This window comes from Undibacterium sp. GW821-FHT11H02 (genome assembly GCF_058808015.1).
Genome location: NZ_JBXARG010000003.1, coordinates 178,479 through 202,914 on the forward strand (window position 1 = coordinate 178,479; position 24,436 = coordinate 202,914).

The 24,436-nt window shown below is 45.8% G+C and carries 24 protein-coding genes; 15 read left to right on the plus strand and 9 right to left on the minus strand.

All coding sequences use genetic code 11. The annotated features are described in order from the left end of the window. Positions 1–23 precede the first annotated feature (23 nt). On the minus strand, positions 24–1,238 hold the full coding sequence (locus AC1RR2_RS04705) for a BaiN/RdsA family NAD(P)/FAD-dependent oxidoreductase (protein WP_493221138.1): 1,215 nt from the start codon (positions 1,236–1,238) through the stop codon (positions 24–26). Positions 1,239–1,330: 92 nt separating this feature from the next. Beyond that, positions 1,331–2,350 carry a DNA-binding protein YbiB gene (gene ybiB, locus AC1RR2_RS04710; protein WP_493221139.1) on the minus strand — a complete coding sequence of 340 codons (1,020 nt, stop codon included), beginning with the start codon at positions 2,348–2,350 and terminating at the stop codon, positions 1,331–1,333. Between the two features lie 146 nt (positions 2,351–2,496). Between ybiB and AC1RR2_RS04715 the strand changes: the two genes are divergently transcribed. Together AC1RR2_RS04715 and AC1RR2_RS04720 are read left to right on the plus strand one after the other, a co-directional pair. Then, the gene (locus AC1RR2_RS04715; RefSeq protein WP_493221140.1) at positions 2,497–3,012 is read left to right on the plus strand and encodes a response regulator; all 516 of its coding nucleotides are present in this window, start codon (positions 2,497–2,499) and stop codon (positions 3,010–3,012) included. 19 nt (positions 3,013–3,031) lie between these two features. Continuing rightward, positions 3,032–3,397 carry a VOC family protein gene (locus AC1RR2_RS04720; protein WP_493221141.1) on the plus strand — a complete coding sequence of 122 codons (366 nt, stop codon included), beginning with the start codon at positions 3,032–3,034 and terminating at the stop codon, positions 3,395–3,397. Between the two features lie 178 nt (positions 3,398–3,575). Here the strand turns inward: AC1RR2_RS04720 and AC1RR2_RS04725 are convergent, their stop codons facing one another. Next, the gene (locus AC1RR2_RS04725) at positions 3,576–6,200 is read right to left on the minus strand and encodes a M14 metallopeptidase family protein (RefSeq protein WP_493221142.1); all 2,625 of its coding nucleotides are present in this window, start codon (positions 6,198–6,200) and stop codon (positions 3,576–3,578) included. Between the two features lie 304 nt (positions 6,201–6,504). Beyond that, the gene (locus AC1RR2_RS04730) at positions 6,505–7,017 is read right to left on the minus strand and encodes a DUF1269 domain-containing protein (protein ID WP_493221143.1); all 513 of its coding nucleotides are present in this window, start codon (positions 7,015–7,017) and stop codon (positions 6,505–6,507) included. Positions 7,018–7,343: 326 nt separating this feature from the next. Between AC1RR2_RS04730 and AC1RR2_RS04735 the strand changes: the two genes are divergently transcribed. Continuing rightward, positions 7,344–7,709: an ArsR/SmtB family transcription factor gene (locus AC1RR2_RS04735; protein WP_493221243.1), complete on the plus strand. Its 366-nt coding sequence runs from the start codon at positions 7,344–7,346 to the stop codon at positions 7,707–7,709. Positions 7,710–7,738: 29 nt separating this feature from the next. Here the strand turns inward: AC1RR2_RS04735 and AC1RR2_RS04740 are convergent, their stop codons facing one another. Beyond that, positions 7,739–8,557: a sulfite exporter TauE/SafE family protein gene (locus AC1RR2_RS04740; RefSeq protein ID WP_493221144.1), complete on the minus strand. Its 819-nt coding sequence runs from the start codon at positions 8,555–8,557 to the stop codon at positions 7,739–7,741. Positions 8,558–8,770: 213 nt separating this feature from the next. Here AC1RR2_RS04740 and AC1RR2_RS04745 point away from each other — a divergent pair, with 213 nt between their 5' ends. Both AC1RR2_RS04745 and AC1RR2_RS04750 read left to right on the plus strand, forming a co-directional pair. Further along, on the plus strand, positions 8,771–9,631 hold the full coding sequence (locus AC1RR2_RS04745; protein WP_493221145.1) for an MBL fold metallo-hydrolase: 861 nt from the start codon (positions 8,771–8,773) through the stop codon (positions 9,629–9,631). A 98-nt stretch (positions 9,632–9,729) separates the two neighbouring features. Continuing rightward, positions 9,730–10,857, plus strand: coding sequence for a 6-phosphofructokinase (locus AC1RR2_RS04750; protein WP_493221146.1), 1,128 nt, complete (start codon positions 9,730–9,732; stop codon positions 10,855–10,857). Positions 10,858–10,892: 35 nt separating this feature from the next. Here the strand turns inward: AC1RR2_RS04750 and AC1RR2_RS04755 are convergent, their stop codons facing one another. Continuing rightward, entirely contained in the window at positions 10,893–12,179 is a 1,287-nt protein-coding gene (locus AC1RR2_RS04755) for a hemolysin family protein (protein ID WP_493221147.1), read from the minus strand. 366 nt (positions 12,180–12,545) lie between these two features. On the opposite strand from AC1RR2_RS04755, the gene AC1RR2_RS04760 reads away from it, so the two are divergent. From AC1RR2_RS04760 to AC1RR2_RS04770, 3 genes are all read left to right on the plus strand, one after another. Then, a complete protein-coding gene (locus AC1RR2_RS04760; RefSeq protein WP_493221148.1) occupies positions 12,546–13,526 on the plus strand; it encodes a tetratricopeptide repeat protein in 981 nt (326 codons plus the stop codon). Positions 13,527–13,733: 207 nt separating this feature from the next. Then, entirely contained in the window at positions 13,734–14,357 is a 624-nt protein-coding gene (locus tag AC1RR2_RS04765; RefSeq protein ID WP_493221149.1) for a YitT family protein, read from the plus strand. 228 nt (positions 14,358–14,585) lie between these two features. After that, positions 14,586–15,707, plus strand: coding sequence for a beta-ketoacyl-ACP synthase III (locus AC1RR2_RS04770; RefSeq protein ID WP_493221150.1), 1,122 nt, complete (start codon positions 14,586–14,588; stop codon positions 15,705–15,707). Positions 15,708–15,892: 185 nt separating this feature from the next. On the opposite strand, the gene AC1RR2_RS04775 is transcribed toward AC1RR2_RS04770, so the two are convergent. Then, on the minus strand, positions 15,893–16,414 hold the full coding sequence (locus AC1RR2_RS04775; RefSeq protein WP_493221151.1) for a carboxymuconolactone decarboxylase family protein: 522 nt from the start codon (positions 16,412–16,414) through the stop codon (positions 15,893–15,895). A gap of 250 nt (positions 16,415–16,664) precedes the next feature. Then, positions 16,665–17,213, minus strand: coding sequence for a peroxiredoxin (locus AC1RR2_RS04780; protein ID WP_493221152.1), 549 nt, complete (start codon positions 17,211–17,213; stop codon positions 16,665–16,667). Between the two features lie 423 nt (positions 17,214–17,636). On the opposite strand from AC1RR2_RS04780, the gene asd reads away from it, so the two are divergent. Both asd and AC1RR2_RS04790 read left to right on the plus strand, forming a co-directional pair. Beyond that, positions 17,637–18,476: an archaetidylserine decarboxylase gene (gene asd, locus AC1RR2_RS04785; protein ID WP_493221153.1), complete on the plus strand. Its 840-nt coding sequence runs from the start codon at positions 17,637–17,639 to the stop codon at positions 18,474–18,476. Between the two features lie 295 nt (positions 18,477–18,771). Next, positions 18,772–19,419 (plus strand): energy transducer TonB, encoded by a 648-nt coding sequence (locus AC1RR2_RS04790; protein WP_493221154.1) that lies wholly within the window; start codon positions 18,772–18,774, stop codon positions 19,417–19,419. Positions 19,420–19,512: 93 nt separating this feature from the next. On the opposite strand, the gene AC1RR2_RS04795 is transcribed toward AC1RR2_RS04790, so the two are convergent. Further along, positions 19,513–20,121, minus strand: coding sequence for a glutathione S-transferase N-terminal domain-containing protein (locus tag AC1RR2_RS04795; RefSeq protein ID WP_493221155.1), 609 nt, complete (start codon positions 20,119–20,121; stop codon positions 19,513–19,515). A 303-nt stretch (positions 20,122–20,424) separates the two neighbouring features. On the opposite strand from AC1RR2_RS04795, the gene purB reads away from it, so the two are divergent. The 5 genes from purB to AC1RR2_RS04820 all read left to right on the plus strand — a co-directional run bounded on the left by purB (position 20,425) and on the right by AC1RR2_RS04820 (position 24,364). After that, positions 20,425–21,852 carry an adenylosuccinate lyase gene (gene purB, locus AC1RR2_RS04800; RefSeq protein WP_493221156.1) on the plus strand — a complete coding sequence of 476 codons (1,428 nt, stop codon included), beginning with the start codon at positions 20,425–20,427 and terminating at the stop codon, positions 21,850–21,852. A 181-nt stretch (positions 21,853–22,033) separates the two neighbouring features. After that, on the plus strand, positions 22,034–22,573 hold the full coding sequence (locus tag AC1RR2_RS04805; protein ID WP_493221157.1) for a cytochrome b: 540 nt from the start codon (positions 22,034–22,036) through the stop codon (positions 22,571–22,573). Between the two features lie 2 nt (positions 22,574–22,575). After that, positions 22,576–23,187, plus strand: a complete 612-nt coding sequence (locus AC1RR2_RS04810; RefSeq protein WP_493221158.1) for a YceI family protein — start codon at positions 22,576–22,578, stop codon at positions 23,185–23,187. 88 nt (positions 23,188–23,275) lie between these two features. Continuing rightward, positions 23,276–23,845, plus strand: coding sequence for a YceI family protein (locus tag AC1RR2_RS04815; RefSeq protein WP_493221159.1), 570 nt, complete (start codon positions 23,276–23,278; stop codon positions 23,843–23,845). Positions 23,846–23,983: 138 nt separating this feature from the next. Further along, on the plus strand, positions 23,984–24,364 hold the full coding sequence (locus AC1RR2_RS04820; protein ID WP_493221160.1) for a MarR family winged helix-turn-helix transcriptional regulator: 381 nt from the start codon (positions 23,984–23,986) through the stop codon (positions 24,362–24,364). The last annotated feature ends 72 nt before the right edge of the window (positions 24,365–24,436 follow it).

Consider the following 24,436-nt stretch of genomic DNA (forward strand, 5'->3'; position numbering starts at 1 on the left):
CTTTTTTACGACAGCCCGGCAAATTACTCGATTGCCGCTCCTGCCGCCACGCCAGATGCCCATGCCCATTGAAAGTTAAAACCACCGAGCCAGCCCGTGACGTCAACCGCTTCGCCGATAAAGTACAAGCCCGGCACTTTATTGGCCATCATGCTTTGTTGCGACAATTCGCGCGTATCTACTCCGCCCCGCGTGACCTCAGCTTTACGATATCCCTCAGAGCCATTCGGCAACAACTCCCACCGGTTAAGTTTTTCACCCAAAAGACGAAGGCGCTTATCCTGCATATCCGCGATTCTCAAACTTCCATCAAATCCGTGGGCCAACAATAAACCGTCAACTAAGCGTACCGGCAGAAATCCAGCCAAATAATTTGCCAGATTTTTCTTCGTGGTGCTTTTCGCATCGATCAAATCCTGCGCCACATCGACTTCAGGCAATAAATTCACCCGAATGGCCTGCCCCTGCTGCCAAAAGCTAGATATCTGCAACACAGCTGGTCCAGATAGTCCGCGATGGGTAAATAACAAATCTTCGCGAAATACGGCCTTGTTCTTTTTCTCGCCCGTTTCTATATCGACTTCTAAAGAGATGCCGGATAAAGGCACAAACGGCTCCCAGTTATTCGCATCGAACGTCAGTGGCACCAAGGCAGGCCTTGGCTCTACCACTTTCAATTGAAATTCTTTGGCGACACGGAAAGAAAAGTCACTTGCACCTATCTTAGGGATAGACAGGCCGCCGGTTGCGATCACAACATTCTTACTAGACACCGCTCCTTGATCTGTTTGGATTTCGAATCCTTGTTCTGCTTTTACGATAGTGTGCACCGAGCAAGGCATGCGCCACTGCACCTTACCCAGATCGCATTCCGATTTCAACATACGGATAATATCTTCCGCGCTATCGTCACAAAATAGCTGCCCTTTGTGCTTTTCATGGAATCCAATCTTATAACGCTTCACCAAGCTTAAGAAATCTTGGGGCGTATAGCGCGACAACGCACTTTTACAAAAATGTGGATTCTCTGAAAGGAAGTTTAGAGGTCCTGCGTGTAAGTTCGTAAAGTTACAACGACCTCCACCAGAGATGCGGATTTTTTCCGCCAATTTCGCCGCATGATCGATCAATAGAACACGCTTGCCCCGTTGTCCTGCCGTTGCTGCGCACATCATACCTGCAGCGCCGGCGCCGATAACGATCAGATCAAAATGCGACTTAGAATTTTCTTGATTCATATTATGGTTTCAAATACTTGTTCAAAACGGCAAGACTGGCATAAGCTTATTTAAGCCTAGCCAAAACATCCGAATAGACGTCATAGAATAGATTAAGAAATCAATTTGACTAATTTAATTTCCCTTGCGACTTGCAGACACAAATCACGCTGACGGGCAATATTGGCAGGAACGGCGATCTCACCAGCCAAGACTTTTTGCGTCCAGGCAGCTGTCACGGAAGCCTCCGCACTTGATGGCAAATCTTCCATCAATGTACCTAGTTGTGCCTCAGTTTCGCACAAACGTCTGTGCTGCCCCATGTAATAGCAATCTATTTGTTGAGCCCGACCGGTACTGGCAACGGCTTCTCCTTCAGTAGCTCGCATCAAGAAAGTGGCTCCAAGCTGCGGTGTATGCAGGGTTCGCAAATAAGCATCTAACATGAGCTGATATTCTGGATGCGTGTACGAACTCAAACGCAGAGCGGGATGCCCGGAGAATACGAATGGCTGCAGAAGCTTCACCAAAGTGTGAGTAGAATTACGCACCCCGAGCACGGCGCGCATCGCCAAAATTCTATGCATTTTAGGTGCCAGAACTTGTATGGGCAAAAATGTCAGGCACTTCTGCTGCAACTGACTATGCGCCTGCCCCACGCTCTGCGCTGGCTCTACACCTAAGGCCTGCAGAACTTCGGCACTGGCAACTCGCCCCACATCACGCATAACGCCATGCACTACCACGGGTGCACCAGCCTGCGCTAACAACAACGCTAACAAGGGTGTCAAATTTGGTTTTTTTCGGGCGCCGTTATAACTAGGGATCACAATAGGAGCAAATTCACTTTCTGTTGGCGCTTGCATGGGCAGAACCGCTCCTGCAATAGCCGCCTCCAAAAAACCTTTGATTTCATCGATCGATTCGCCTTTAATCCGCATCGCGAGCAAAATGCCCCCCATTTCCAAATCGGAAACGCGGCCATCCAACATCGCGCTGTATAAGTCAAAAGCATCTTGACGCGACAAACTGCGCGCCCCCTCTTTACCTCGCCCTATCTCTTTGATAAAACGCGCTGCCCGAAACTCTAGAGGCTGGGCGGCTTGTAAATTCGTTTGTAAATTATTTTCCATAGCGCTAGCTTACACTGGGACCGCCAGACTGGCAAAACATCGCTATGCAACAGAAAATCGTAAAACTGAGACCGCATATCGCAAATATTGTTAATTTAGTAGAAATTTCGCTATACTTTACACACCCCACCTAACTAAGAAAAATCATGAATACCACCACCCTAAATCCCGATGTGGATTACTCGGGCTTACATGTTTTGCTGGTCGATGACGATCAGTTTTTATTAGAGCTACTGAGCGTCGCCTTGCGCGATCTCGGTGTAGGTTCGATCAAGTTGGCACACAATGGTTTGGAAGGATTGAACGCCTATCGCCAGGCAACGCAACGACCTAACCTGATTATTTGCGATTTATGTATGCCGCAATTAGGCGGTATGGAATTGCTCAGCCATCTGGCGCTCGATGGATGTCAGGCAGATATCTTGATAATTTCTGGACACAACTTGATACCGCCTGTAGACAACCATTTATCGCTTTCCAATTACAATGGTCCGATTCTCAATTTCGCGGAAAAAATTGCGCGTATTCAAGGCTTAAAAGTACATGCCAGCTTTGAAAAACCTATCACGCATGACAAAATTATAGCGATGTTAGATTTGGTTAAAGCCAATACAGTCAACCCAATGAATAAACCTAGTTTATTCAAACGCTTCATGCTTTAGAGAAAACACAGGAGCAACCATGATCTTAGGCTTACGCACTACTATTTATCCCGTCAATGACATTGCGGCCGCGAAAGCTTGGTATAGCGAAGTGCTGGGACAAGCTCCTTACTTTGATGAAGCTTTCTATGTGGGATTTGCCGTTGGTGGTTTTGAATTAGGCTTAATACCCGATGGCGTTTCTGGCATTGCCGGCAGCCAGGCTTTGTGGGGTGTGGCAGATGCAGACACAGCTTTCGCGCACTTACTTTCTCTAGGAGCGACGGCTCTAGAAGCCGTAACCGAAGTCGGTGGTGGAATTCGTGTCGCAGCAGTTACCGATCCATTTGGTAATCGATTCGGCATAATTCAAAATCCACATTTTGATTTAAGTGCGGTACGTTGAATTCGCTAGCCTAGATCAAAATTTAAAATTGCCTGTAATCTGTGCGCGATAAACCGACTGTTCATACAAAACAAAACGCCTTTTCACAGCATTTGCTGGAAAAGGCGTTTTGCATAAGACGGCTATTTTTTACTAAATCAACACAAAAAAACCAGACACAAAAAATCTAAACTGTAGCTCAGTCCTCATTTGCTTCGTTACCCTCTACCCTTGCTTTTTCAAATGCTTTGCCAAAGAATAAGGCATTTTCCAACAGGCGACGACTGCCTAACCAGCCACTTCTAAAACCTAAAGCGGCGCTCGCCAAAATCACGCTACCACTACCAACTCGCTCAGCTGTGAAAGCGGCGGAACCGGCAATTCGTTTGGCATTCTCCGCCGATACATAACCACTGATCACTGGATTACTGCTATACGCAGCGACCGTTCCATAACGATCTCCCTCTAATTTATACACATCGGCCTGCGCACGAAATACGGGCAGCTGATCGCGTGGGATACCTGCAGCCAAAGGATGACTACGATCGATATCGGTTTCAAAAATCACGCCCGCCACCAATTCCTTTGCTGCGTTTGTGTCCTGATCTTTGTAAGCGAGTCGGGTGTCTTTCGCTTTTTTGTCATCCACTTTCTTATCGTCAGGCTTCTTATCATCAGATTTTTTATCATCAGTCTCAGATTTTTTTGCGCCCTCATTTTTTACCAACTTCGTATGTAGATATGACTGACCGCTAGCCCACTTCAAAGCGCCCTCTACCCCGATCACAACACCACCCTGCTTAACGAAACGTTCAATATTTTTATTCGCTTCATCTGACATACGATAATTTCCGTCTGCCATCACGATATGGGTGTAACGCTCTAATTGCATGCTAGCGACACGATCCAGATTCAACTGCGTCACCGGCAAATGCAAATGTGTGTCTAGCCAATGCCACAGCTCCCCAACTGAGGTCGAGTCCAAACCTGCTCCGGTCAACATGGCGACGCGCGGGCGCTCTACCGACTTCAAACTAGCGCTTCCCAGGTCAACACCTGTACTGCCCGAACCTGAAGTCAATGCCATCACATCGACACTATAATTGGCTGTCGCTTTACGTACGATTTCTGCTACATTTGCCGATGACATACTCTGCATTGCGACTGGAATGATGATACTGCCAATTCCCAAATCCTTTGCACCCTCGCTAGTTTGTATGCGCATCGGTTTAGTGACCGTACGCAAGCGCAAACCGGTCTGGCTCAGTTCCGCCAATAAAGGTGCTGCATCATCATTTTCCCAAGCAAAAGCATAAGCAATATTCGATTCTGCTTTCAAATTTGCTTTTGGCAAAATCTGCACTGGCTCACCGATCACATCGCCTGCACTCTTCGCGCTTGCCAGGTCATATGCCTTGGTCACACTCCATGCCGACACATCATAAAACGTATTGTCTTTAAATTGAGTGCGTAGCTCAGTAATGCCTTCTAGCAAACGATTTTGACGCTGATTGAGTGGTACCGCAATCGCATTACGTGCATCGTAACGCTGGCCATTGATGCTGACGCTACCCTTCACCTGATGGACGGCAATTCCATGCTGTTTCAATAAATGGGCAAAGTCACGCAGACGTGCGGGATTGCCTTCTGCAGCAAATAACATGGCACGATTAGCGTCGGCGGCAGCCATTTTTTTCGCTTCTTCAAAGAAGTTTTTTTGATGCGAAATTAATTGCTCGCGCATCGCATCAGCTGCTTGCAAAGTGCTTAAAGATGTGGTGATTTGATTGGCGACAGTGTGTTCGAATTTTAGAATGCCATTGCGAGATTCCTGGACGTGCCCGCGCGAACTGGCTTGCTCAAACAAGATACCGACACTACCTTGGACATCCGGATAAGTCGAACCTTTGCCGTAGTAAAAATCGTCAAAACCTTCGCGACTGAAATAGAATTCTCCGCGAGCATCAAATGCCTTCGCATGAAATTTTGCGATGGCTTCTGTCAGGCTTTGATTGTTTTGTGGCGTCAAAGGATGTGTGCGCGAAGGTACGCCAGGCTGAAAAAAATAGGTAGCGTCTGTACCCTGCTCATGAAAGTCGCCAAATACATGCGGACGCCAAGTTTGGAAAGTTGCGACGTGTGCACGTGATTCAGGATGCTGCAACCATAACCAGTCACGATTCAAATCAAACCAATAATGATTACCACGTGCACTCGGCCAACTTTGATTATGTTCTAAAGTATTCGGGTCTGAGACTAAGGTCTGGCCTCGATAGGCATTCGCCCATGACGCAAACCGCGCTAAGCCATCAGGATTCAACATGGGATCTATCACTACCACGGTGCGGTCCAGCATTTCGCTCACTGAAGTATCTGTGGAACTCGCTAAATGCCATGCAACGGCAGGCGCCGCATTTGCGCCGCTAGGTTCATTACCGTGCACGCTATAGCCAAGATAAACAACCAATGGCGTATCACTTTCACCGCGTCCGCGAGCTGCTTCTATCTCTGCCAAACGGGCCTGATTTTTGGGGCTGGTAATGATGACATTCAGTATCGGGCGACGCTCATGGGTGTAGCCAACAATTTTTACCTGCACCCGCGGTGACTGGCTTGCTAATAATTGATAGTAAGAGACTAATTGTTCTGGTCGCGCATGCCATTCCCCCAATTCAAATCCCAGACTCGCTGCCGGTGCCGTAATTTTGTCGGCACGAGCATGCGCAGGCAATACAGAAGCCGGTGTCGCGGCATAGGATGGCACAGCACTAAGAGAAATACAAAAAGCGAGGCCTATCACTTGCACGATTTTTTTAGGGGACATGAATTTATCCTTATTTTGGGGGGTGTAAATTGAATTCCGATTTGGACTATGTTTTTGTAAGACTTAAGCCATTTGCTTTGGAGTAAGTTTTACGTCAATAGTTCAACTTATGAAGTTTGTTTAAGCGCTCAGTTTCAAAAAAAAACAATTTATTGTAATTTACACAAATTAGATGCTGACCTACTTGTCCCCGCCTCGCCTTACTTCATGCCATTATTGCGAGGGAGGATAAAAAAACAGCTTCAGGCTAGAACCTTGAAGCTGTTAATTTTAGTAAGTAAATCAGGAATAGGTTTAAGTAAATTTATGGAAAAATAGGAATATGCGGATCGACACCACCAAAATTTACTTCTGGATGCCGTCTTGCCATCATATCTTCGATTTCTGCAACTCTATGGTAGGGCAAATCCACAATCAATAAAACTTGTCCCTGGGCGATCTGATCTTGAAAACGGCTGAGGCTAGAATTCGGTATCGCCGCGGCCGCCATACCCGAGACCCAAGATCCAAAGAAAGCCCCCATCCCGATAGCAGCCATAAAGCCAATTAAGCGCGACTCCAAACTATCTAAAGGGAAAAGTAGAAACAGAGACGCCGCAATCAATCCCGACACTGCGCCAATCAAAATCCCAACTTCTGCGCCATGCACCAAATCGGTTTTTTGAAATGAATTTGCTTCTGGCATATCTGATGGCAAGCTGCCTTCTTTAGCACAAAAATGGATGCGCCCAATTTCCACCCGTGCTAACAACAACTCATCTAACATGGCCCGGGCGCTTGGCACATCGGGCAGCATGTAATATAAACGTCGTTTCATTATTGCCTCCAAGTTCAAGATTATCGGGAGGCAAACACCAGCGCTTTCATAAACTGGTAAGACTGAATAAAAACTTCATAACTTGCCAATACAAACAAGACAACAGACCGCACTAGCGAGTGCCTGTCTTTTAGTTATAGTCATTTTTGCGCAAACTGCAAACAGAAAAAATGGCAGGCGTGTTCGAAACACAAAGCAAACCTGAGTGCAATCAAATCCAAGAGCACTTTCTACGATCAGATACCCGAACAAAAAACTCGCTAAAGACCCAAGGCAAGAATAAAAGAGGTAACATTATGCCCAACATCAATAAGGCAAATGAAAACATGGAAGGTCTATCCGAACAAGCACTGAGCCAGGTTGCTCAATATTTTTCTGCATTAGCAGAGCCTAGCCGTTTACGTATTTTGAACTATTTACGTGACGGGGAAAAAAATGTGGGCGAGCTGGCCGAAGCCTGCGCCTGTTCCCAGGCGAATGTATCACGTCATTTATCGACCCTAGCCAAACACGGTTTGGTGGCACGAGAGGGGCGCGGCACTTCGGTTTATTACAGGATTGCAGACTCCGGTATTTATGCCTTATGCGATCTGGTGTGCGGCAACGTTGCACGACAGTTGGAAAATCAGGCGGCCTTGCTAAGTTCCTTGGGTTCGCAAAGCCCGGCAAATTTACCTGCGCCGAAAAAATAAACTCACCCAAGCTGAGCTTGAGCTATAAATCACAAGGCTTTCACCAAAAAGCTGATCGCGACGCAAATTAACATTCCGGCAAAAATCATTTGCACTGTCGCCGACGGTAATAAATTCGCTATACGTCGTCCCAACAAGACACCCGCAACTGATGCCAATGCAAATACCGAAGAAAACAACAGCGGTATCTCAGCCCCATGCAAAATCGCCGAAGCGACTGCGACTGAACCAACTAAGGCAATTACCATCAAAGAGGTGGCAGCGGCACTTTGCATCGATAAATTAGTAAAATGCCTTAGTAGTGGAACAATGATAAAGCCGCCCCCTACTCCAAGTAATCCAGTAAAAAAACCAGCACAGGCACCTATCAAACTAATCACGCTGGCAGTTTTTACAGTCCAGTCAAATTTCCCTGTTTGACGATTCACGCAGGCCAGCGCATCTTGCCGCTCAGCGACTTGTGGCTCCCCCCCCGATTGCACTCTGACCTGAAAAATCAGACGCACGACCACAATCAATAAGACGGTGGAGAACGCCAACATCAGCCAGCGCTGGGACATACTTTTTGCGACAAAAATACCAAGCGAAGTCATTGGCGCACCGGCGACGGCCATCAAAGTGGCGGCCTTATAACGCACTTGCTTGCGACGTAATCCATCAATCGCGCCAATCAAGGCTCCAAGGCTCACCGCAAGCAAAGCAACCGGCATCGCTTGCTGCATGCTCCAGCCCTGACTGTAGACTAGAGCAGGTACCGCTAGCATGCCGCCACCAGCGCCAGTCAATCCCATAATCACGCCCACAGCAATTCCAATACCTAGAGCTAACAGCAGGGCCATGATGGTCATAATCAATCTTGAAAGGAGGGAAAAGAAGCGGAGAAACTCAGCATTTACATGTAGCACTAATGCAAACTTGGCGAACTTAGTTTTGTTTAGTTTGCTACCCTAGCTTTACGAGCTGATTTGGGTCATAACACCGCATTGAACAGAAATTGTCTTGCGTTCATTTTATGGTTTGATATTATGCAAGTCAATTGGTATTACTCATCCCTATTTCCCATGACTCCTCATATCCAAAGTTTTTTTGACACTGTCACTTGCACCGCTAGCCATTTGGTTTTCGATCAAGTTGGCGGCCATGCTGCGATTATTGATCCCGTGCTTGATTACGATCCCAAATCTGGTCGCACAAAAACGAAAAGCGCAGATCAATTGCTGCATGCCTTACGCGATCAAGAATTAAGCTTAGAGTGGATTATAGAAACCCACGCACATGCTGACCATCTATCAGGCGCACATTATCTGCAGCAACAAGCGGGCGGCAAAATTGCAATTGGCGCCCATATCAACCAAGTACAAAATGTCTTCAAAAAATTATTCCATTTAGAATCAGAATTTGCCGTCAACGGTTCGCAATTCAATCACTTATTTGCCGAAGACGAAGAATTTTTTATCGGCGCATTAAAGGCAAAAGCTATATATGTCCCCGGCCACACGCCGGCGGATATGGCATATCAAATTGGGGACGCATTGTTTGTCGGTGACACCATGTTTATGCCTGATGTCGGCACGGCACGATGCGATTTTCCGGGTGGTGATGCCCACATGTTATATCGCTCTATAAGAAAATTATTGAGCTTGCCGGACGAGACACGTATTTTTATCTGTCATGACTATCCCCCTAATGGTCGTGCGATTCGATTTGAAACCAGTGTCGCAGAACAAAAACGTAACAATATTCACGTACATGATGGCATCAGTGAAGAAGATTTCGTTACCATGCGCAAGGCACGTGATGCCACATTGGACATGCCAGTATTAATACTGCCTTCGGTACAAATTAATATACGTGCAGGTATGCCGCCACCGCCAGAAGCAAATGGGATCAGCTATTTAAAAATTCCTTTGAACGGCATATAAAAAGTCAGTGACACAACACGCCAGCTGAAGCCATCAATTAGTTTTAATTTTAATTTCAATCAGACTTCAGGCGACTTCACACGGAAATTCATCGCTATATGCAAACCCAAAATCCTATACGTCGTATCGCTATTTCTACCGGTGGTGGTGACGCGCCTGGCCTCAATGCGGTGATACGGTCTGTAGTTTTAGCAGCGACCCGCCTTGGCTGGGAGTGCTTTGGCATACGGGAGGGATTTAATGGCATTTTGTGCCCTGGTCGTTATCCTGAAAATGGTGTTTTCGCATTAGACAAAGATTTGGTACGCGGCATCAGTCATCTGGGCGGCACCATACTCGGGACAACCAACCATGGCAATCCTTTGCGTTTTGTGGTGACGGATGAGTATGGCGAACAGAAAGAAGTCGATCGTGGCCAAGAGGTCATTCAACAACTAAGATCTAGGCAAATTGATGCGCTGATTTGCGTCGGTGGTGACGGCACATTAACGATTGCCAATGCACTACATGAACGCGGCATAGCACAAGGTTTGCGCGTAATTGGTGTGCCCAAAACAATTGATAATGATCTAGACAAAACTTATACCACCTTTGGCTTTGACACGGCGGTCGCATTTGCGACCGAATGCATAGACAGACTGCATAGCACGGCAGAAAGTCACCAGCGAATTATGGTGGTAGAAGTCATGGGACGTTATGCAGGATGGATAGCACTGCATGCTGGCATGGCTAGCACCGCACATGCTATCTTGATTCCTGAGATTCCATATGACCTGGAAAAAATCGCTGCGAAAATTGAAGCCAGAACCAAGGCGGGACGTCATTACAGCATTATCGTTGCTGCCGAAGGCGCGCTACCGAAAGAGGGACAGCATCATCTGGAGCAAGTAGCAGGATTAGGTTCGGTTGAACGTCTTGGTGGCATCGGGGAACAATTAGCACAGCAATTACAAAAGCAAACTGGAAAAGAAGCACGCGCTGTTGTGCTAGGCCATCTCTTACGGGGCGGTAGCCCTACCGCTTTTGACCGCCTGTCGGCCATGCGTTTTGGCGCTGCAGCTGTCCGCGCTTTGCAGCAAGGTTATTCAGGGATTATGGTCGCACTCGATTTTCCGAATGTAAAATATGTAAATCTGGCTGAAGTCGCAGGTCGCATGAAAGGTGTACCTTTAGATGGCGACACCTTACAAACAGCACGGGATATTGGCATCTGTCTTGGTGATTAATTTGGACATTGACACTTAGCGGCAAGAAAGCCAGATTACATTTCTTCACCCGCTTTTGGATGTATGCGAACCAGCACTATGCGAGGGCCGTTCATTTTTTTGACGACGGCATCAAATTGTGGAAATTCAATTTTCTGACCTTCTTCTGGTAGGTCTCCTAAGACGTGCATAATCAGACCGCCGATAGATTCAACCTCTTCGCTATCCAAATCGATACCAAGCGCGATGCCTAAAGTGAACAAAGGCAGACTTCCTTTGCCAATTAAAGTACCGTCATCCAATAGCGTCCAGTCGTTATCATTCTGACGGAATTCGTCACGAATCTGTCCCACCAAGGCACTCAGTAAATTATCTAAAGTCAAAAAACCCACTGGTTTGCTGTCGCGATATCCGACCATCGCGAAATGCGGCGCACCTTTACGGAAACGGCGGAACAACTCCAATGCCGGCATATTCGGTGGTACATACTCAACGTGACGCAAATGTTTACCCAAGTCTTGCAAAGATTTACCACTTTGCTGCGCCAAAAATAAGTCTTTTAAATGCAGTGTACCTAAGACCGTTTCACCATCACTATCGATGTAAGGGTAACGGCTAAACCGATTGCGCGCAGCAGTCGCCATATTTTCTTCTAATGAGGCATCCTTATACATGGCGACCACTTCATTAATCGGACGCATCAAATCTGAAATTTCCAAATCACCAAAATCCAACATCTGCGCCATGATGCTCCACTCATCAGGCGTGAGTTTTTTGCTGGCATGACTGCCACGCAAAATCATCTTTAATTCCTCAGGTGAATAATGGGCGTCCTGTCCATGACTGGCATCTAAACCCAGCCACGACAATATCGTATTGGCACTATTATTGAGAACCCAGATAACGGGAAACATCGCCCAATAGAATAGGTACAAAGCTGGCGCCGTCCACAACGACACGCGCTCTGGCATACGAATCGCCATTGATTTAGGCGCTAACTCGCCAATCACGATGTGTAAGAAAGAAATAACGAAGAAGGCGAAAAAAAAGGAAATTCCGTGTACCAGCTTGGCCGATTCAACACCTACTTGTATGAGTATTGGTTCTAGTATGCGGGCAAACGCAGGCTCACCTATCCAACCGAGACCTAATGAAGCAAGCGTGATGCCCAGCTGACAGGCTGAAAGATAAGCATCTAAATGATTATGAACAGTCGCAAGCAGGCGACCTCGCAGGCCATTGACCTTTGCCAGACTGCGCACCCGGGTTTGACGAAGCTTGACTAAACCAAATTCGGCAGCCACAAAAAAACCATTGAGCAACACCAAAAACAGCGCTGCCATGATCAAAAGAAGATTATCCAACGACCAACTTTCCGAAATGAAGAAGTCATAACTTTACCTTAGAATTAAGGCTTGGTTATGACAAACGATGCGAAAGCTTCTCAGAATTTCAATTTGCAATACAAAAAGCCTAAAAAATTTTACGAAGTGTCAGGGTCTGTTGACATAGTATTTAGTCAATGCATTCCTGGTAATTCAAATCATTGCCACTAGAAGAAGCACAAAATTACAAATCCGTTCGCGCCATTTTTTTAGCACTTCATCATTGTTAAATTGTGTGTCATCGCTTTTTCATTGACAATCGTTAATGCAAAAGTGACACTCTGCCCGCCTCATGTATTTTTCTCTTTTTTACAGGATTTGCCAATGAAACCGCAATTGACTTTGTTACCCATATTAGCCGCACTCCTCACTTGCAACATCGCTTCGGCGCATGAATATGATGCTTTGCTCAAAGCAAAAAAGTACTCAGAAGTCGAAAAAGCAGTCGCGGCAAAGTTAGCCAGTGAACCCAGCAATCCAGACGCCCTGCTCGCGAAGACTGAACTTATTTTGATCGAAGGGAAGGAAAGCCGTCTCGACGAAGCGAGCAAATATGCAGAACAATGTATTAGCGCCCATCCTAAAAATTCTGAATGCCATGAAGCCCTGGGTAATGTACTCGGCACCAAAGCGCAAAAAGGTGGCGTTATGTCGGCAATCAGTTATGTGGGTAAGATCCGTGACTCGTTCAAGAAAGCGATAGAGCTCGATCCAAGTAATTTCAGCGCTCGCTCTTCTTTGATGCAGTTCTATTTACAAGCCCCCAGCTTTGTTGGCGGTGGCACAGGCAAGGCCAAAGATCTGGTCGTAGAAACCATCAAATTCAGCCCAGCTGCCGGTGCTTTATTGCAGGCCAGCTTAGATCTGCAGGACGACAATATTGACCGCGCCGCCTCTGGTGCTCTGGCCGTCAATACCAGTAATTCAGAGGTACTTGCGCGTCAACAAAGAAACATTCTGGCTAGCATAGGCCATGCTCAAATTAACGAGAAAAAATTTGCTGATGCAGAGAAAATTTTCCGCGAAGTAACGCAACGCTTTCCCGATGCTGTGCATGGCTATTTTGGTTTAGGAAAAACGCTACAAGAACAAGGCAAAGCTAAAGAAGCCATTCCTCACTTGGAAAAAGCGATGGCGATCGATGCCAGTGCGGGCATATTTTATCGCTTAGGAAAAGCTTGGCAGATGTTAGGTGACAAAGCGAAAGCCTTGGCTGCGTTTGAAAAAGCCCTAAATTTCAAACCCGAATTACCCAAAAAAACCAAGTCTGAAGTAGAAGACCTGATTAAATCGTTAAAAACTTAAACACAAGTAATTTTGGCAATAGCGACACCGCAGAATCCCGTCTTTACATGAAACTTGTTTGCAGACAATCTCGCTTTGCCTGCAAACAAGTGTGTTTGAGCCGCATCAAGCAAAGCGCAGATAAATCATCTGAGTGCGCTTCTGGCAGTAGCAGCAAAGTTACAATCGTGTTCTCGGCTCATCAAGCTGCTATAGAACGACTTTTGTATGAAAACTGCAATGCCTATCCCAACTCCCGCCGTTCCGCATAATTTAGTCGAAGATGTACTCGCCATTCTTACCGGCACATTATTAGTGTCGCTTGGCGTCGCCTTGTTTAATCAAGTGGGCTTATTTACCGGTGGCACCGCCGGCCTCGCCTTCCTGATTCATTATGCAACCGGGCTTTCATTTGGTTTGGTTTTTTTCCTCTTGAATATACCGTTTTACTGGTTCGCTTGGAAACGTATGGGGTGGAAATTTACGCTCAAGACTTTTTGTTCTGTAGCGCTGGTCTCTGTTCTGTCTGGATTACATCCCAAATTAATTCAACTAAGCAGCTTGACACCATTTTATGTAGCCCTGCTTGGCGGCTCCTTGATGGGCGTGGGTTTTATTGTTTTATTTCGTCATCAAGCCAGCCTCGGTGGTATCAATATTCTGAGTTTGTACTTGCAAGACAAGCACGGCATTCGTGCTGGCAAATTACAAATGGGCATGGATGTTTGTATCGTGTTGGCGTCGTTTATGGTGGTGTCGCCTATGGCTATGCTGGCATCTATACTGGGGGCTATTGTGCTTAATCTGGCTATCATGTTGAATCACAGACCTGGGCGTTATATGGCGGTTTAGCCCGGATTTAGCCCGGATTTAGCTCAAATAGGAACGCTGATTTTGTTGGAATAAGTCCTCTAAATTTTTTGTGTTTCAACAGTAAACACTCTGGACTTGTGTAGAATCAGAAGGCTAAGCGTCGCCAGTATTGAGTAGGAAGCAATCAGAGAGTATTAGTTTTTGATTTCTATTCAGCATAAGAAGCAGCGCAATCTACCTCACCCACATCCAACCGAGGAAACCCAGATGAATCAAGTTGTCATCAGTGGCACTGGCCTATACACACCCGAACAATCAATCTCTAACGAAGAACTAATCGCCAGCTTCAATGCTTACGTCGAGCAGTTCAATGCCGAACATGCGGACGCGATCAGCGATGGCAGTGTGACCGCTCTAGAACCCTCCAGTGTCGCTTTTATCGAAAAGGCATCTGGCATCAAATCACGCTATGTGATGGATAAAGCAGGCTTGCTCGACATTAATCGCATGGTCCCGCGCATTCCAGAACGTTCTGACGATGAGCCTTCGATTATGTGCCAGATGGCAGTCGCAGCGGCCTTTCAGGCTTTAGAACGTGCGGGCAAAACGGTAGCTGATGTCGATGCAGTGATTTGTGCTGCCAGCAATATGCAACGTGCCTATCCAGCCATGGCAGTAGAGATTCAAAATGCGCTTGGTATTGACGGCTATGGCTACGATATGAATGTTGCCTGCTCCTCAGCGACTTTTGGCATACAAGCCGCGATGAGTGCAATACAAAGCGGTCAGGCGCGTGCCGTATTGGTGATAAACCCGGAAATTACCAGCGGCCACTTGAACTGGCGTGATCGCGATAGCCATTTTATCTTCGGCGATGCCTGTACTGCGATTTTATTGGAGCGCGCTGATCTGGCAACTTCGCCCCACCAATTCGCGATTTTGGGTATGAAACTCAAGACGCAATTTTCAAATAATATCCGGAATAATTTTGGCTTCTTAAATCGTGCCGATGAAACAGGCATCGGCAAACCGGACAAATTATTCCGGCAACAGGGTCGTAAAGTATTTAAGGAAGTCTGTCCTATGGCGGCCGAAACCATTACGACTACCGTGCAAAATTCTGGTTTGGAAATCAGTCAAATTCAACGCTTTTGGTTACATCAAGCGAATCTAAATATGAACTTGCTCATCGCCAGACTCATACTCGGCCGCGATGCAACACCAGAAGAATCACCGACCATTTTGGACACCTATGCCAATACCTCTTCTGCCGGATCCATCATTGCGTTCCACAAATATCAAGATGATTTGAGCAAAGATGCGATAGGCGTGATTTGTTCTTTTGGCGCGGGTTACTCCATCGGCTGCGTCGTGGTGAAGAGGTTGTAATTCTTTAAGTGAGTATGAACTTCAGTATGCGTGAACAAAAGCCGACGAAGTGTCGGCTTTGTTTTATTTAGCACCACCAATTTCGGTCAATATCTGCAATACGCAGGCAACAAAATTTGATCGCATCTCGGCAGCTCCTTTCATCAGCAAATTCGAACTTAATACTTATTGTTAAGCTCTTCAAATTAGCCTTCAGCAGCAATTACTTGGGACGCTGCATTGATCACGGCGGCAATCCGGCCGACATCACGCAACTGCGTGGTGGACATGCCTTCTTTACGCAATAAATCAAAGTGCGATTTCACACAGAAGTGACATTTACCAACAATAGAAGCCGCCAGCGCGTACATTTCAAAGCGACGTTTATCAACGCCGCCATTAGTCGCATAGGCGTTCATACGCAATTGCGCACCTTGAGACTTCAAGTCTTCATCATCGGCCATTTCCACGAATGGATACCAGACATTATTCATACCCATCAACGCCGCCGCAGTCATCGCCGCCTGCACTTCTTCCGGCGCGATATGACCTGAGTTTTTGATCAAGTCGATCAGGGTTTTACTCTTCGTCGCAAACGCCGCCGCCAAGGCAACCGCTACAGCATCGTTAGCTTCTAAACTAGAACGCGCAATCGTGCTATCTACATTCAAACGAATATCTTTAGCATAATCTGGAATGCTATTTTTAATCAAAGTAAGAAATTCCATAGTTTTCACCTATCAAAAAGCGTTTTTAAAACCCGCCGGAGCGGGTTGATTGTACTTTAGCTGAAGCAACGGCTAAAAGTAAGTGCTTCATAACTTCAGACTATCCGAAGACTTTGTCGCAATGACGACCAAAGCTGAACAGATCGGCAATTAGAAATTCAATTTTAGGAGGACAGGGCTAGGCGCTTCCCACAGCAATACACAAGTATTGCGAGGACAAGCAACAATGCCATGTCCCCTACAATTGAATTTATAATGTCGAACCGCCTACTGTACGATTACATGGGCAGAGCTCATCCGTTTGTAAACCATCCAAAATACGCAGAATTTCAGTTGGGTTACGACCGACGTTCAAGTTGTTCACAGAAACGTGTTGAATGACATTGTCTGGATCAACGATGAAAGTTGCGCGCAAAGCCACGCCTGCGTTGACATCACGTACACCCAACATATCCACCAAAGAACCTGTCGCGTCGCCGAATGCATAGTGATTCAACTTGTCCAGATCTTTGTGTTCACGGCGCCATGCCAATTTGCAGAATTCGTTATCTGTAGAGCCACCCATCAAAACCGCATCACGGTCAGAGAAATCACTCGCCAATTTTGCGAATTCGACGATTTCAGTTGGGCAAACAAATGTGAAATCTTTTGGGTAAAAATAGATGACTTTCCATTTACCAGGGAAAGACGCTTCAGTAATTGTTTCAAAAGCGGATACGCCATTTTCTTCGTGATGATTAAATCCTGGCTTAGCTGCTGGTACGCTAAATGCATCGAGTTTTTGTCCTACTGTTTTCATTGATTTCTCCTGATGATGAACATGGGTGTTTCAGTTTAAATCTCGCCGGATCTTATACTCTAATCCAGCAAGGAATTTGTCGGCAGCATCGTTTGAACTGCATTAAAACGAAGCTTATCACTATCAAATACCACAATCCAATAGATTATTTCTAAATATCTCTTAGGGAACAGCTAATGCGCCATTTTTACCCAGCGCTTTCCTCTACAACTATGAATCCGAACCATCATAATTGAGATTCACTAAAAGTCTATGACAGATTGAATTTTCTTTCTGGCTGACTCAATTCCAAAAAAACTATTCTGACTATGTTGTCCGCACAGGTGGTGGATTCACAAATTATTGGATACAAAGCCTAAAACCGCTTTTCTCAAACACTCTGCGGCTATAATCGCGATTCTTTATTTCTACAATGAGTTCGCCGTGTCCGACCGCTTAGCTGTGCTACCGCAATATTTTTTACCTAAATACTTATTAACTGCTTTTGCGGGTCTGGTTGCCAATGACCGAGGCGGCAAACGCACGACCCGCCTGATCAATTGGTTCGTCAAAAAATATCATGTAAATATGCAAGAAGCCGCCAATCCTGACACGGCCAGCTACGCCAGCTTTAACGAGTTTTTTACCCGTCCACTTCGTGCCGATGCTCGCCCTATTTCCGCCTCAAAATACGCTTGCCCTGTCGACGGCGCCATCAGTGAATTCGGTACGATAGAGCAAGGACAAATCTTTCAGGCAAAAGGGCACTATTTTTCGGCCACCGCTTTAGTCGGTGGCGATGCTAGTCTCGCTGCAAAATATCACGACGGTCAATTCGCCAATATTTATCTAAGTCCGCGCGACTATCACCGTATACATATGCCTTGCGATGGTCGCTTGAAACGCATGATTTATGTGCCTGGCGAATTATTCTCGGTCAATCCCACCACTGCACGCGGCGTCCCTGGTCTATTCGCACGTAATGAACGTGTTGTCTGTGTATTTGATTCGCCCCATGGTGAATTTATCCTTGTACTAGTAGGTGCGACCATTGTTGGTAGCATGCAAACCGTCTGGCACGGCATCGTCAACCCGCCGCGTACCGATAAGGTACGAGAATGGATTTATACCGATCAAGATATCCAATTGAAAAAAGGCGAAGAAATGGGTCGCTTCCTTCTAGGTTCAACTGTCGTCATGCTTTTCGCCAAGGATAGTATGCAATTTAACCCGGCATGGAAGCCCGCCGGCGCAGTTCGCTTGGGTGAGGAAATGGGTAGTTGAAAGGCTTAAAATTTATAAAAAATATAAATCAATGAAAGTCAAACCCAGTTTTGACTTACAAGATTCAAACTCTGCAATCAATAAAGCAGCTTAACCGGCTGCTTTTATTCTGAACTACAGTCATGCATCGCAGCAAATGTTTACCTTTGAGCGATCACAAACATCAACTTCTGCAGCGCACAAATTTCTTGCAGTTCGCCACAATTTGATACATAATCTAAATACGAATTATTCTTATTTAGATTAAATCCATACTCAAGCAGGCTTGAGTCACCTATCACTAAGGCAGAACATCATGAATACGCTGCAACAGGCACCATTACCTCGTCAATTTGCGACCGGAACATTGATCGCAATCGCGCACTTGGTCGTATTTGGTTTAATCATATTAAATCCTGTTGAACGCCTCCAGAACAAAGCAAAAGAAACCATTGTGATGATGGTACCAAGCATGTTGCCGCAACCACCTGTGCCCGTTGCGAAAGCGGAACAGACACCACCGGCTAAGAATGTGGTGACACCTGTGATACCGCAGATGGCGATAAAAAGTGACAATGAGAATGCGATTCAGCTTGCGCCCGCAGTTGCTGACACTCCAGCACCACCTAACCCAACGCCCGTGGTGAACACACCGATAATTGCCAAAGCGGAACCCAGCGGTCCCAAAGTAGTGAGCGCTGTGGAATACATCAATGCACCGCAAGCAGAGTATCCAGCAATAGCACGCCGCCTAGGCGAAGAAGGCCGGGTGGTGATGCAAGTCTTGGTTAACGATAAGGGTCGGGCTGAAAAAGTAGAGATCTTGAAATCATCAGGTTTTGCGCGCCTAGACGAGTCTGCTAAATCAGCTTTATTGCGCGCACTGTTCAAACCCTATATTGAAGATGGCAAAGCAACGATGGTACTTGCCACGGCCAGCATCAACTTTTCATTGCGTGGATAAACGCTTTGGTCTAACGCTTAATCTAAGTCTAAGTCGAAAAAAAGCATGTACACCACATGCTTTTTTTTGCTTTAAAAATCCGAGATGAGTAATTTATTCAGGCATCGATTCTTTGAATGAAGGGCGCTCAGACAATTTATCGAACAACTTAGCCAGATTAGGATAATCATCGTGCCATTTGATTTCTGGAAAACGGAAAGCTAGCCAGCCGACACAACAACCGACGCTAATATCGGCTAAAGTCAAATGATTACCAACGCAAAAGCCTGACTCACCCAATCCTTGTGACATGGATTTCAGACCGGCATGCACTTTATCCAACTGCCGATTCACCCAGGCTTCACTCTGCTGTGCAGGGTCACGCATCGTGCGTTCGGCGCGAATTAACACTGCGGCATCCAAAATACCATCGGCCAAGGCCTCCCAATTCTTTACTTCGGCACGCTCACGTCCATGTGGTGGAATCAATTTACCCACTGGCGTCAAGGTATCCAAATATTCGACTATCACGCGCGAGTCAAACATCGCACCACCGTCTTCCATCAATAAACACGGTACTTTGCCAAGTGGATTGGATTGCTGGATCGTAGTATCAGCGGCCCAGACATTTTCCAACAGCAAAGCGTAGTCCAGTTTCTTTTCCGCCATCACCACGCGAACTTTTCTAACGTAAGGACTTGCAAGGGAGCCAATGAGTTTCATAGTACTTTCACATGATCAAAGTTTTTTACCAAGGGAAATTATATCATTGCTGATCCAGATCAAAGTCTAAACCACACCACATAAATATCACAATGATAATAATTAAGCTAAGAATTAAGAGTCTAAAAATGGTAAAATCTCAGCTTATTTCGATTCAACTGAAAATTTAAGGGCTGACATTGCCTTTCACAGCCCATCATCGCGAGATGACGATCACTTGACGCAAACAGAATACTGCTTTCAGTAAATTCAGTAGCCAAACGCATTTCCCCTTCAATTTCCTCAACTATTCAACTCTTCATCATGTCTCTCTCTACTCTCTCTGCCCTCTCCCCTCTAGACGGACGTTACGCATCTAAAGTCGATGCTTTGCGCGCGACTTTGTCTGAAGCTGGCTTCATGCATCATCGCGTTAAAGTTGAAATCTCTTGGTTGCAAGCTTTGTCTTTAGCAAGCTTTGCGGAAATTAAACCATTTTCTGCCGCAGCTAATGAATTGTTAGATCGTATTGCCAATGATTTTTCAGAAGATGACGCGGCGCGTATCAAAGCGATAGAAGCAGTAACTAACCATGATGTGAAAGCCGTTGAATACTGGTTAAAAGAATCTGTGGGTTTGGCGCTTCCAGAAAGCTACAATCACCTGCCACAGCGCAGCTTGAACATTGCACCTGAAATTACAGCGGAACTAAAAGCCGCTGCTGAATTTATCCACTTTGCCTGCACCTCCGAAGATATCAACAACACCTCCCACGGCATGATGTTGAAAACAGCACGTGATGGCGTCATGCTGCCTGCATTGCAAAAATTGATTTCCCGCTTAACCGACATCGCACACGACAATGCGGACGTACCTATGCTGTCACGCACACACGGTCAAACTGCGAGCCCAACCACACTAGGCAAAGAAATGGCCAACGTGGTCGCGCGTCTGCAGCGTGCGGCGCAACGCATCGCGCAAGTTGAAATCCTGGGTAAAATGAACGGCGCCGTCGGTAACTACAATGCCCATTTGTCTGCCTATCCCAATCATGATTGGGAAAGCTTCTCCAAGAATGTCATCGAACAACGCCTAGGCCTAAGCTACAATCCATATACTATCCAAATCGAACCGCACGATTACATGGCAGAAATGTTCGATGCATTCGCGCGCGCTAACACGATTTTGCTCGATTTAAATCGCGATATCTGGGGCTATATTTCGGTCGGCTATTTCAAACAAAAAACTAAGGCAGGCGAAATTGGTTCTTCAACGATGCCGCATAAAGTCAATCCTATTGACTTCGAAAATTCTGAAGGCAATTTAGGCTTAGCGAACGCCCTGCTCAAACATTTATCTGAAAAGTTACCAATCTCGCGCTGGCAGCGCGACCTAACAGACTCCACGGTGTTACGCAATATTGGCGTGGCGCTTGGCTACACTCTATTAGCCTATGACAGCTGTGTACGTGGTTTGAATAAACTAGAAACTAATCAAGCTCGCCTGGCGGAAGATTTAGACAATACCTGGGAAGTTTTAGCAGAACCTGTGCAAACTGTCATGCGCCGTTATGGCGTGGAGAATCCTTACGAGCAATTAAAAGAATTAACCCGTGGCAAGGGTATTTCTAAAGAAGCTTTGCGTGAATTTATCCTCGGTTTAAGTATTCCACAGGATGCCAAGGACTTGCTGTTAGCGATGACACCAGCAAACTACACAGGCATAGCAGCGAAATTAGCAAAAGCGATCTAATTTAATTCACTTGGCTCATTCAAGCCAATGATGTTCAACAAGACAAAAGTCTGCAGAAGCAATTCTGCGGACTTTTGTCTTTGTACCAACCAAAGTCGCTTTTCAATGCGGTTGTGCAGACTTTGCTTTTTTTTGCTATATTAGTTCTACTTCGAACTAATTTCCTTTTTTAGGAGAATTTATGCAAGCGTATCCTAAGAAAAGTGTCTTATTGCATTGGCTGGTCGCTGTTCTGATCATTGCCGCATTTGCTTTGGGTACTTATATGACCGATTTAAAAATCAGCCCCACGAAACTGAAACTGTATTCATGGCATAAATGGATAGGTGTGACCGTCTTGGCTTTGGTTGCCCTTCGTCTGTTGGTGCGCCTGCTCAGTGCCGCGCCAGCCTATCCTGACAGTATGAAGTCATGGGAAAAACAGCTTGCAAGCCTGACTCACATTGCGCTGTATGTATTAATGTTCGCGGTACCGCTTTCTGGCTATCTTTACTCTTACGCCGCAGGTTTCCCTGTGGTTTATTTAGGCCTAATTGAACTGCCCGCATTGATAACGCCTGATCCTGACATGAAAGACAATTTCAAAGAGCTGCACGAAGTATTAACTAATGGCATGTTGTTACTCGTCTTATTACATATCGCAGCCGCGCTCAAACATCAGTTTATCAACAAGGACAACATCTTAAAAAGAATGTGGCCTGATTTCTCCAACAAGGAATAAGCATGAAAAATCTTACTCAAGCAATTCGACTACCGATTACGGAGATGCTCAGTGCCACGAGCCTGACAACAACGCTAATAATCGCGACTGCTATCAGCTTAAGCAGCACTTCTGGTCACGCTGCCAATGTACAAATCGATACCGCAAAAAGCACCGTGCATGTGGTCTTCAAACAAATGAATGTGCCAGTCCAAGCGCAATTCAAAAAATTTACGGCAAACATCGACTACAACATCGCTAAACCCGAAAACTCTAAAGCACAAGTTGAGATTGATGCTGGTAGTTTGAATTTGCCAGCACCTGAGTACAACGCTGAAGTTTTGAAAAAAGAATGGTTTAACGCAGCACAATTTCCGAAAGCTAGTTTTACTTCAACCGCGATGAAATCTTCTGGCCCGGGAAAATTAGATGTAACTGGCAATCTGACCATCAAAGGTAAAACTATCACCGCCAATTTTCCCTTAAGCATTAAAACAGAAGGAAAATCTGTCAGCTTTGAAGGTAGCTTACCCATCAAACGTCTGGCATTTAACATTGGCGAAGGTGAGTGGAAAGACACTGACATGATCGCCGACGAAGTTGTTATCAAATTTAAAGTCGTCACCAAGCAATAGTTCTACTAAGCAACAATCTAAAGCACCAATGATTCACTCTGTAGTACCCGACATCTCTAATTTACAGATCTTTTACAGGAGCATCACTATGAAGTTATCCAACATCCTCGCTATCGCATTGTTCGCAGTTGCAGCCCCAAGTTTCGCTCAAACTTACAAAGTCGATCCTAACCATACCTATCCGAGCTTTGAAGCCGACCACAAGGGCATTTCTTTCTGGCGCGGGAAGTTCACCAAGACTGAAGGCACCATCACTTTAGATCGGGCAGCAAAAACAGGTACTATGAACATCACCATCGATGCGAACTCTTTGGATTTTGGTCACGCCAAAATGAATGATCACGCGAAAAGCAAAGACATGTTCAATGTACCGCTGTTTCCAAGTATTACTTATGTCGGAAAATCGATGAAGTTTGAAGGCGACAAACTGGTTGCAGTAGAGGGCGAATTGACTTTACTGGGTGTCACCAAGCCTGTGCTTTTGACGATCAACAAGTTCAAATGTATTGAAGATGGTATGACGAAAAAAGAAATTTGTGGCGCCGATGCAAGTGCAGAATTTAAGCGCTCCGATTTCGGTATGAATTTCGCATTAAACTGGGGTTTCTCTCCTGACGTCAAATTATCAATTCAGGTTGAAGCCAGCAAAATGAATTAAACTTGCTTCTGCACACGGTGACTGACTTTAGTCAGTCACCTTTGCCATTTCAATCTTCTTCAAACTGTAACCAGTTTCAAACTATCTCCCATGCTAGAAAAGCGCTACTTACGCAGCATTCGCTTACTCTCAGAATGCATGCAATCCTTCGAAAAAAGCTCCTCCAAACGAGTACGCTCTTTAGGCTTTACCGACTCACAATTTGACATCATCGCAACCTTAGGTAACACACCTGGGATGACATGCAAGGAGTTGGGTGAAAAGACCTTAATTACAAAAGGAACCTTGACTGGCGTATTGGACAGGCTAGAACAAAAAGGCTTAATTCAAAGAGAACGGGGTGAGGACAGGCGTCAATTATTTATCAAGCTAACGGCTGAAGGTGAACAACAATTCGCCACTGCATTTCCGGAGGTCGTGAAACAAGGCCGTGCCATTTTCAGTGAATATCAAGCTGAAGATTTCGACGCACTAGAAGCCCAACTCTTAAAGTTGAAAGCAACGCTAACGCGCACTTAATCACTGAAATTCTCTCAACGTAAACCACAAAAAAAAGACGGGCGAACCCGTCTTTTTTTTAACCACATCGTA

Coding starts and splice junctions, on each gene's coding strand:
- AC1RR2_RS04705 (WP_493221138.1), bottom strand. CDS start 1,238: ATGAATCAAGAAAATTCTAAGTCGCATTTTGATCTGATCGTTATCGGC.
- AC1RR2_RS04740 (WP_493221144.1), bottom strand. CDS start 8,557: ATGACCATCATGGCCCTGCTGTTAGCTCTAGGTATTGGAATTGCTGTG.
- AC1RR2_RS04715 (WP_493221140.1), top strand. CDS start 2,497: ATGAATACCACCACCCTAAATCCCGATGTGGATTACTCGGGCTTACAT.
- AC1RR2_RS04750 (WP_493221146.1), top strand. CDS start 9,730: ATGCAAACCCAAAATCCTATACGTCGTATCGCTATTTCTACCGGTGGT.
- purB (WP_493221156.1), top strand. CDS start 20,425: ATGTCTCTCTCTACTCTCTCTGCCCTCTCCCCTCTAGACGGACGTTAC.
- AC1RR2_RS04775 (WP_493221151.1), bottom strand. CDS start 16,414: ATGGAATTTCTTACTTTGATTAAAAATAGCATTCCAGATTATGCTAAA.
- AC1RR2_RS04770 (WP_493221150.1), top strand. CDS start 14,586: ATGAATCAAGTTGTCATCAGTGGCACTGGCCTATACACACCCGAACAA.
- ybiB (WP_493221139.1), bottom strand. CDS start 2,350: ATGGAAAATAATTTACAAACGAATTTACAAGCCGCCCAGCCTCTAGAG.
- AC1RR2_RS04815 (WP_493221159.1), top strand. CDS start 23,276: ATGAAGTTATCCAACATCCTCGCTATCGCATTGTTCGCAGTTGCAGCC.
- AC1RR2_RS04725 (WP_493221142.1), bottom strand. CDS start 6,200: ATGTCCCCTAAAAAAATCGTGCAAGTGATAGGCCTCGCTTTTTGTATT.
- AC1RR2_RS04805 (WP_493221157.1), top strand. CDS start 22,034: ATGCAAGCGTATCCTAAGAAAAGTGTCTTATTGCATTGGCTGGTCGCT.
- AC1RR2_RS04745 (WP_493221145.1), top strand. CDS start 8,771: ATGACTCCTCATATCCAAAGTTTTTTTGACACTGTCACTTGCACCGCT.
- AC1RR2_RS04760 (WP_493221148.1), top strand. CDS start 12,546: ATGAAACCGCAATTGACTTTGTTACCCATATTAGCCGCACTCCTCACT.
- AC1RR2_RS04780 (WP_493221152.1), bottom strand. CDS start 17,213: ATGAAAACAGTAGGACAAAAACTCGATGCATTTAGCGTACCAGCAGCT.
- AC1RR2_RS04735 (WP_493221243.1), top strand. CDS start 7,344: ATGGAAGGTCTATCCGAACAAGCACTGAGCCAGGTTGCTCAATATTTT.
- AC1RR2_RS04790 (WP_493221154.1), top strand. CDS start 18,772: ATGAATACGCTGCAACAGGCACCATTACCTCGTCAATTTGCGACCGGA.
- AC1RR2_RS04730 (WP_493221143.1), bottom strand. CDS start 7,017: ATGAAACGACGTTTATATTACATGCTGCCCGATGTGCCAAGCGCCCGG.
- AC1RR2_RS04720 (WP_493221141.1), top strand. CDS start 3,032: ATGATCTTAGGCTTACGCACTACTATTTATCCCGTCAATGACATTGCG.
- AC1RR2_RS04755 (WP_493221147.1), bottom strand. CDS start 12,179: ATGGCAGCGCTGTTTTTGGTGTTGCTCAATGGTTTTTTTGTGGCTGCC.
- AC1RR2_RS04765 (WP_493221149.1), top strand. CDS start 13,734: ATGAAAACTGCAATGCCTATCCCAACTCCCGCCGTTCCGCATAATTTA.
- AC1RR2_RS04820 (WP_493221160.1), top strand. CDS start 23,984: ATGCAATCCTTCGAAAAAAGCTCCTCCAAACGAGTACGCTCTTTAGGC.
- AC1RR2_RS04810 (WP_493221158.1), top strand. CDS start 22,576: ATGAAAAATCTTACTCAAGCAATTCGACTACCGATTACGGAGATGCTC.
- AC1RR2_RS04795 (WP_493221155.1), bottom strand. CDS start 20,121: ATGAAACTCATTGGCTCCCTTGCAAGTCCTTACGTTAGAAAAGTTCGC.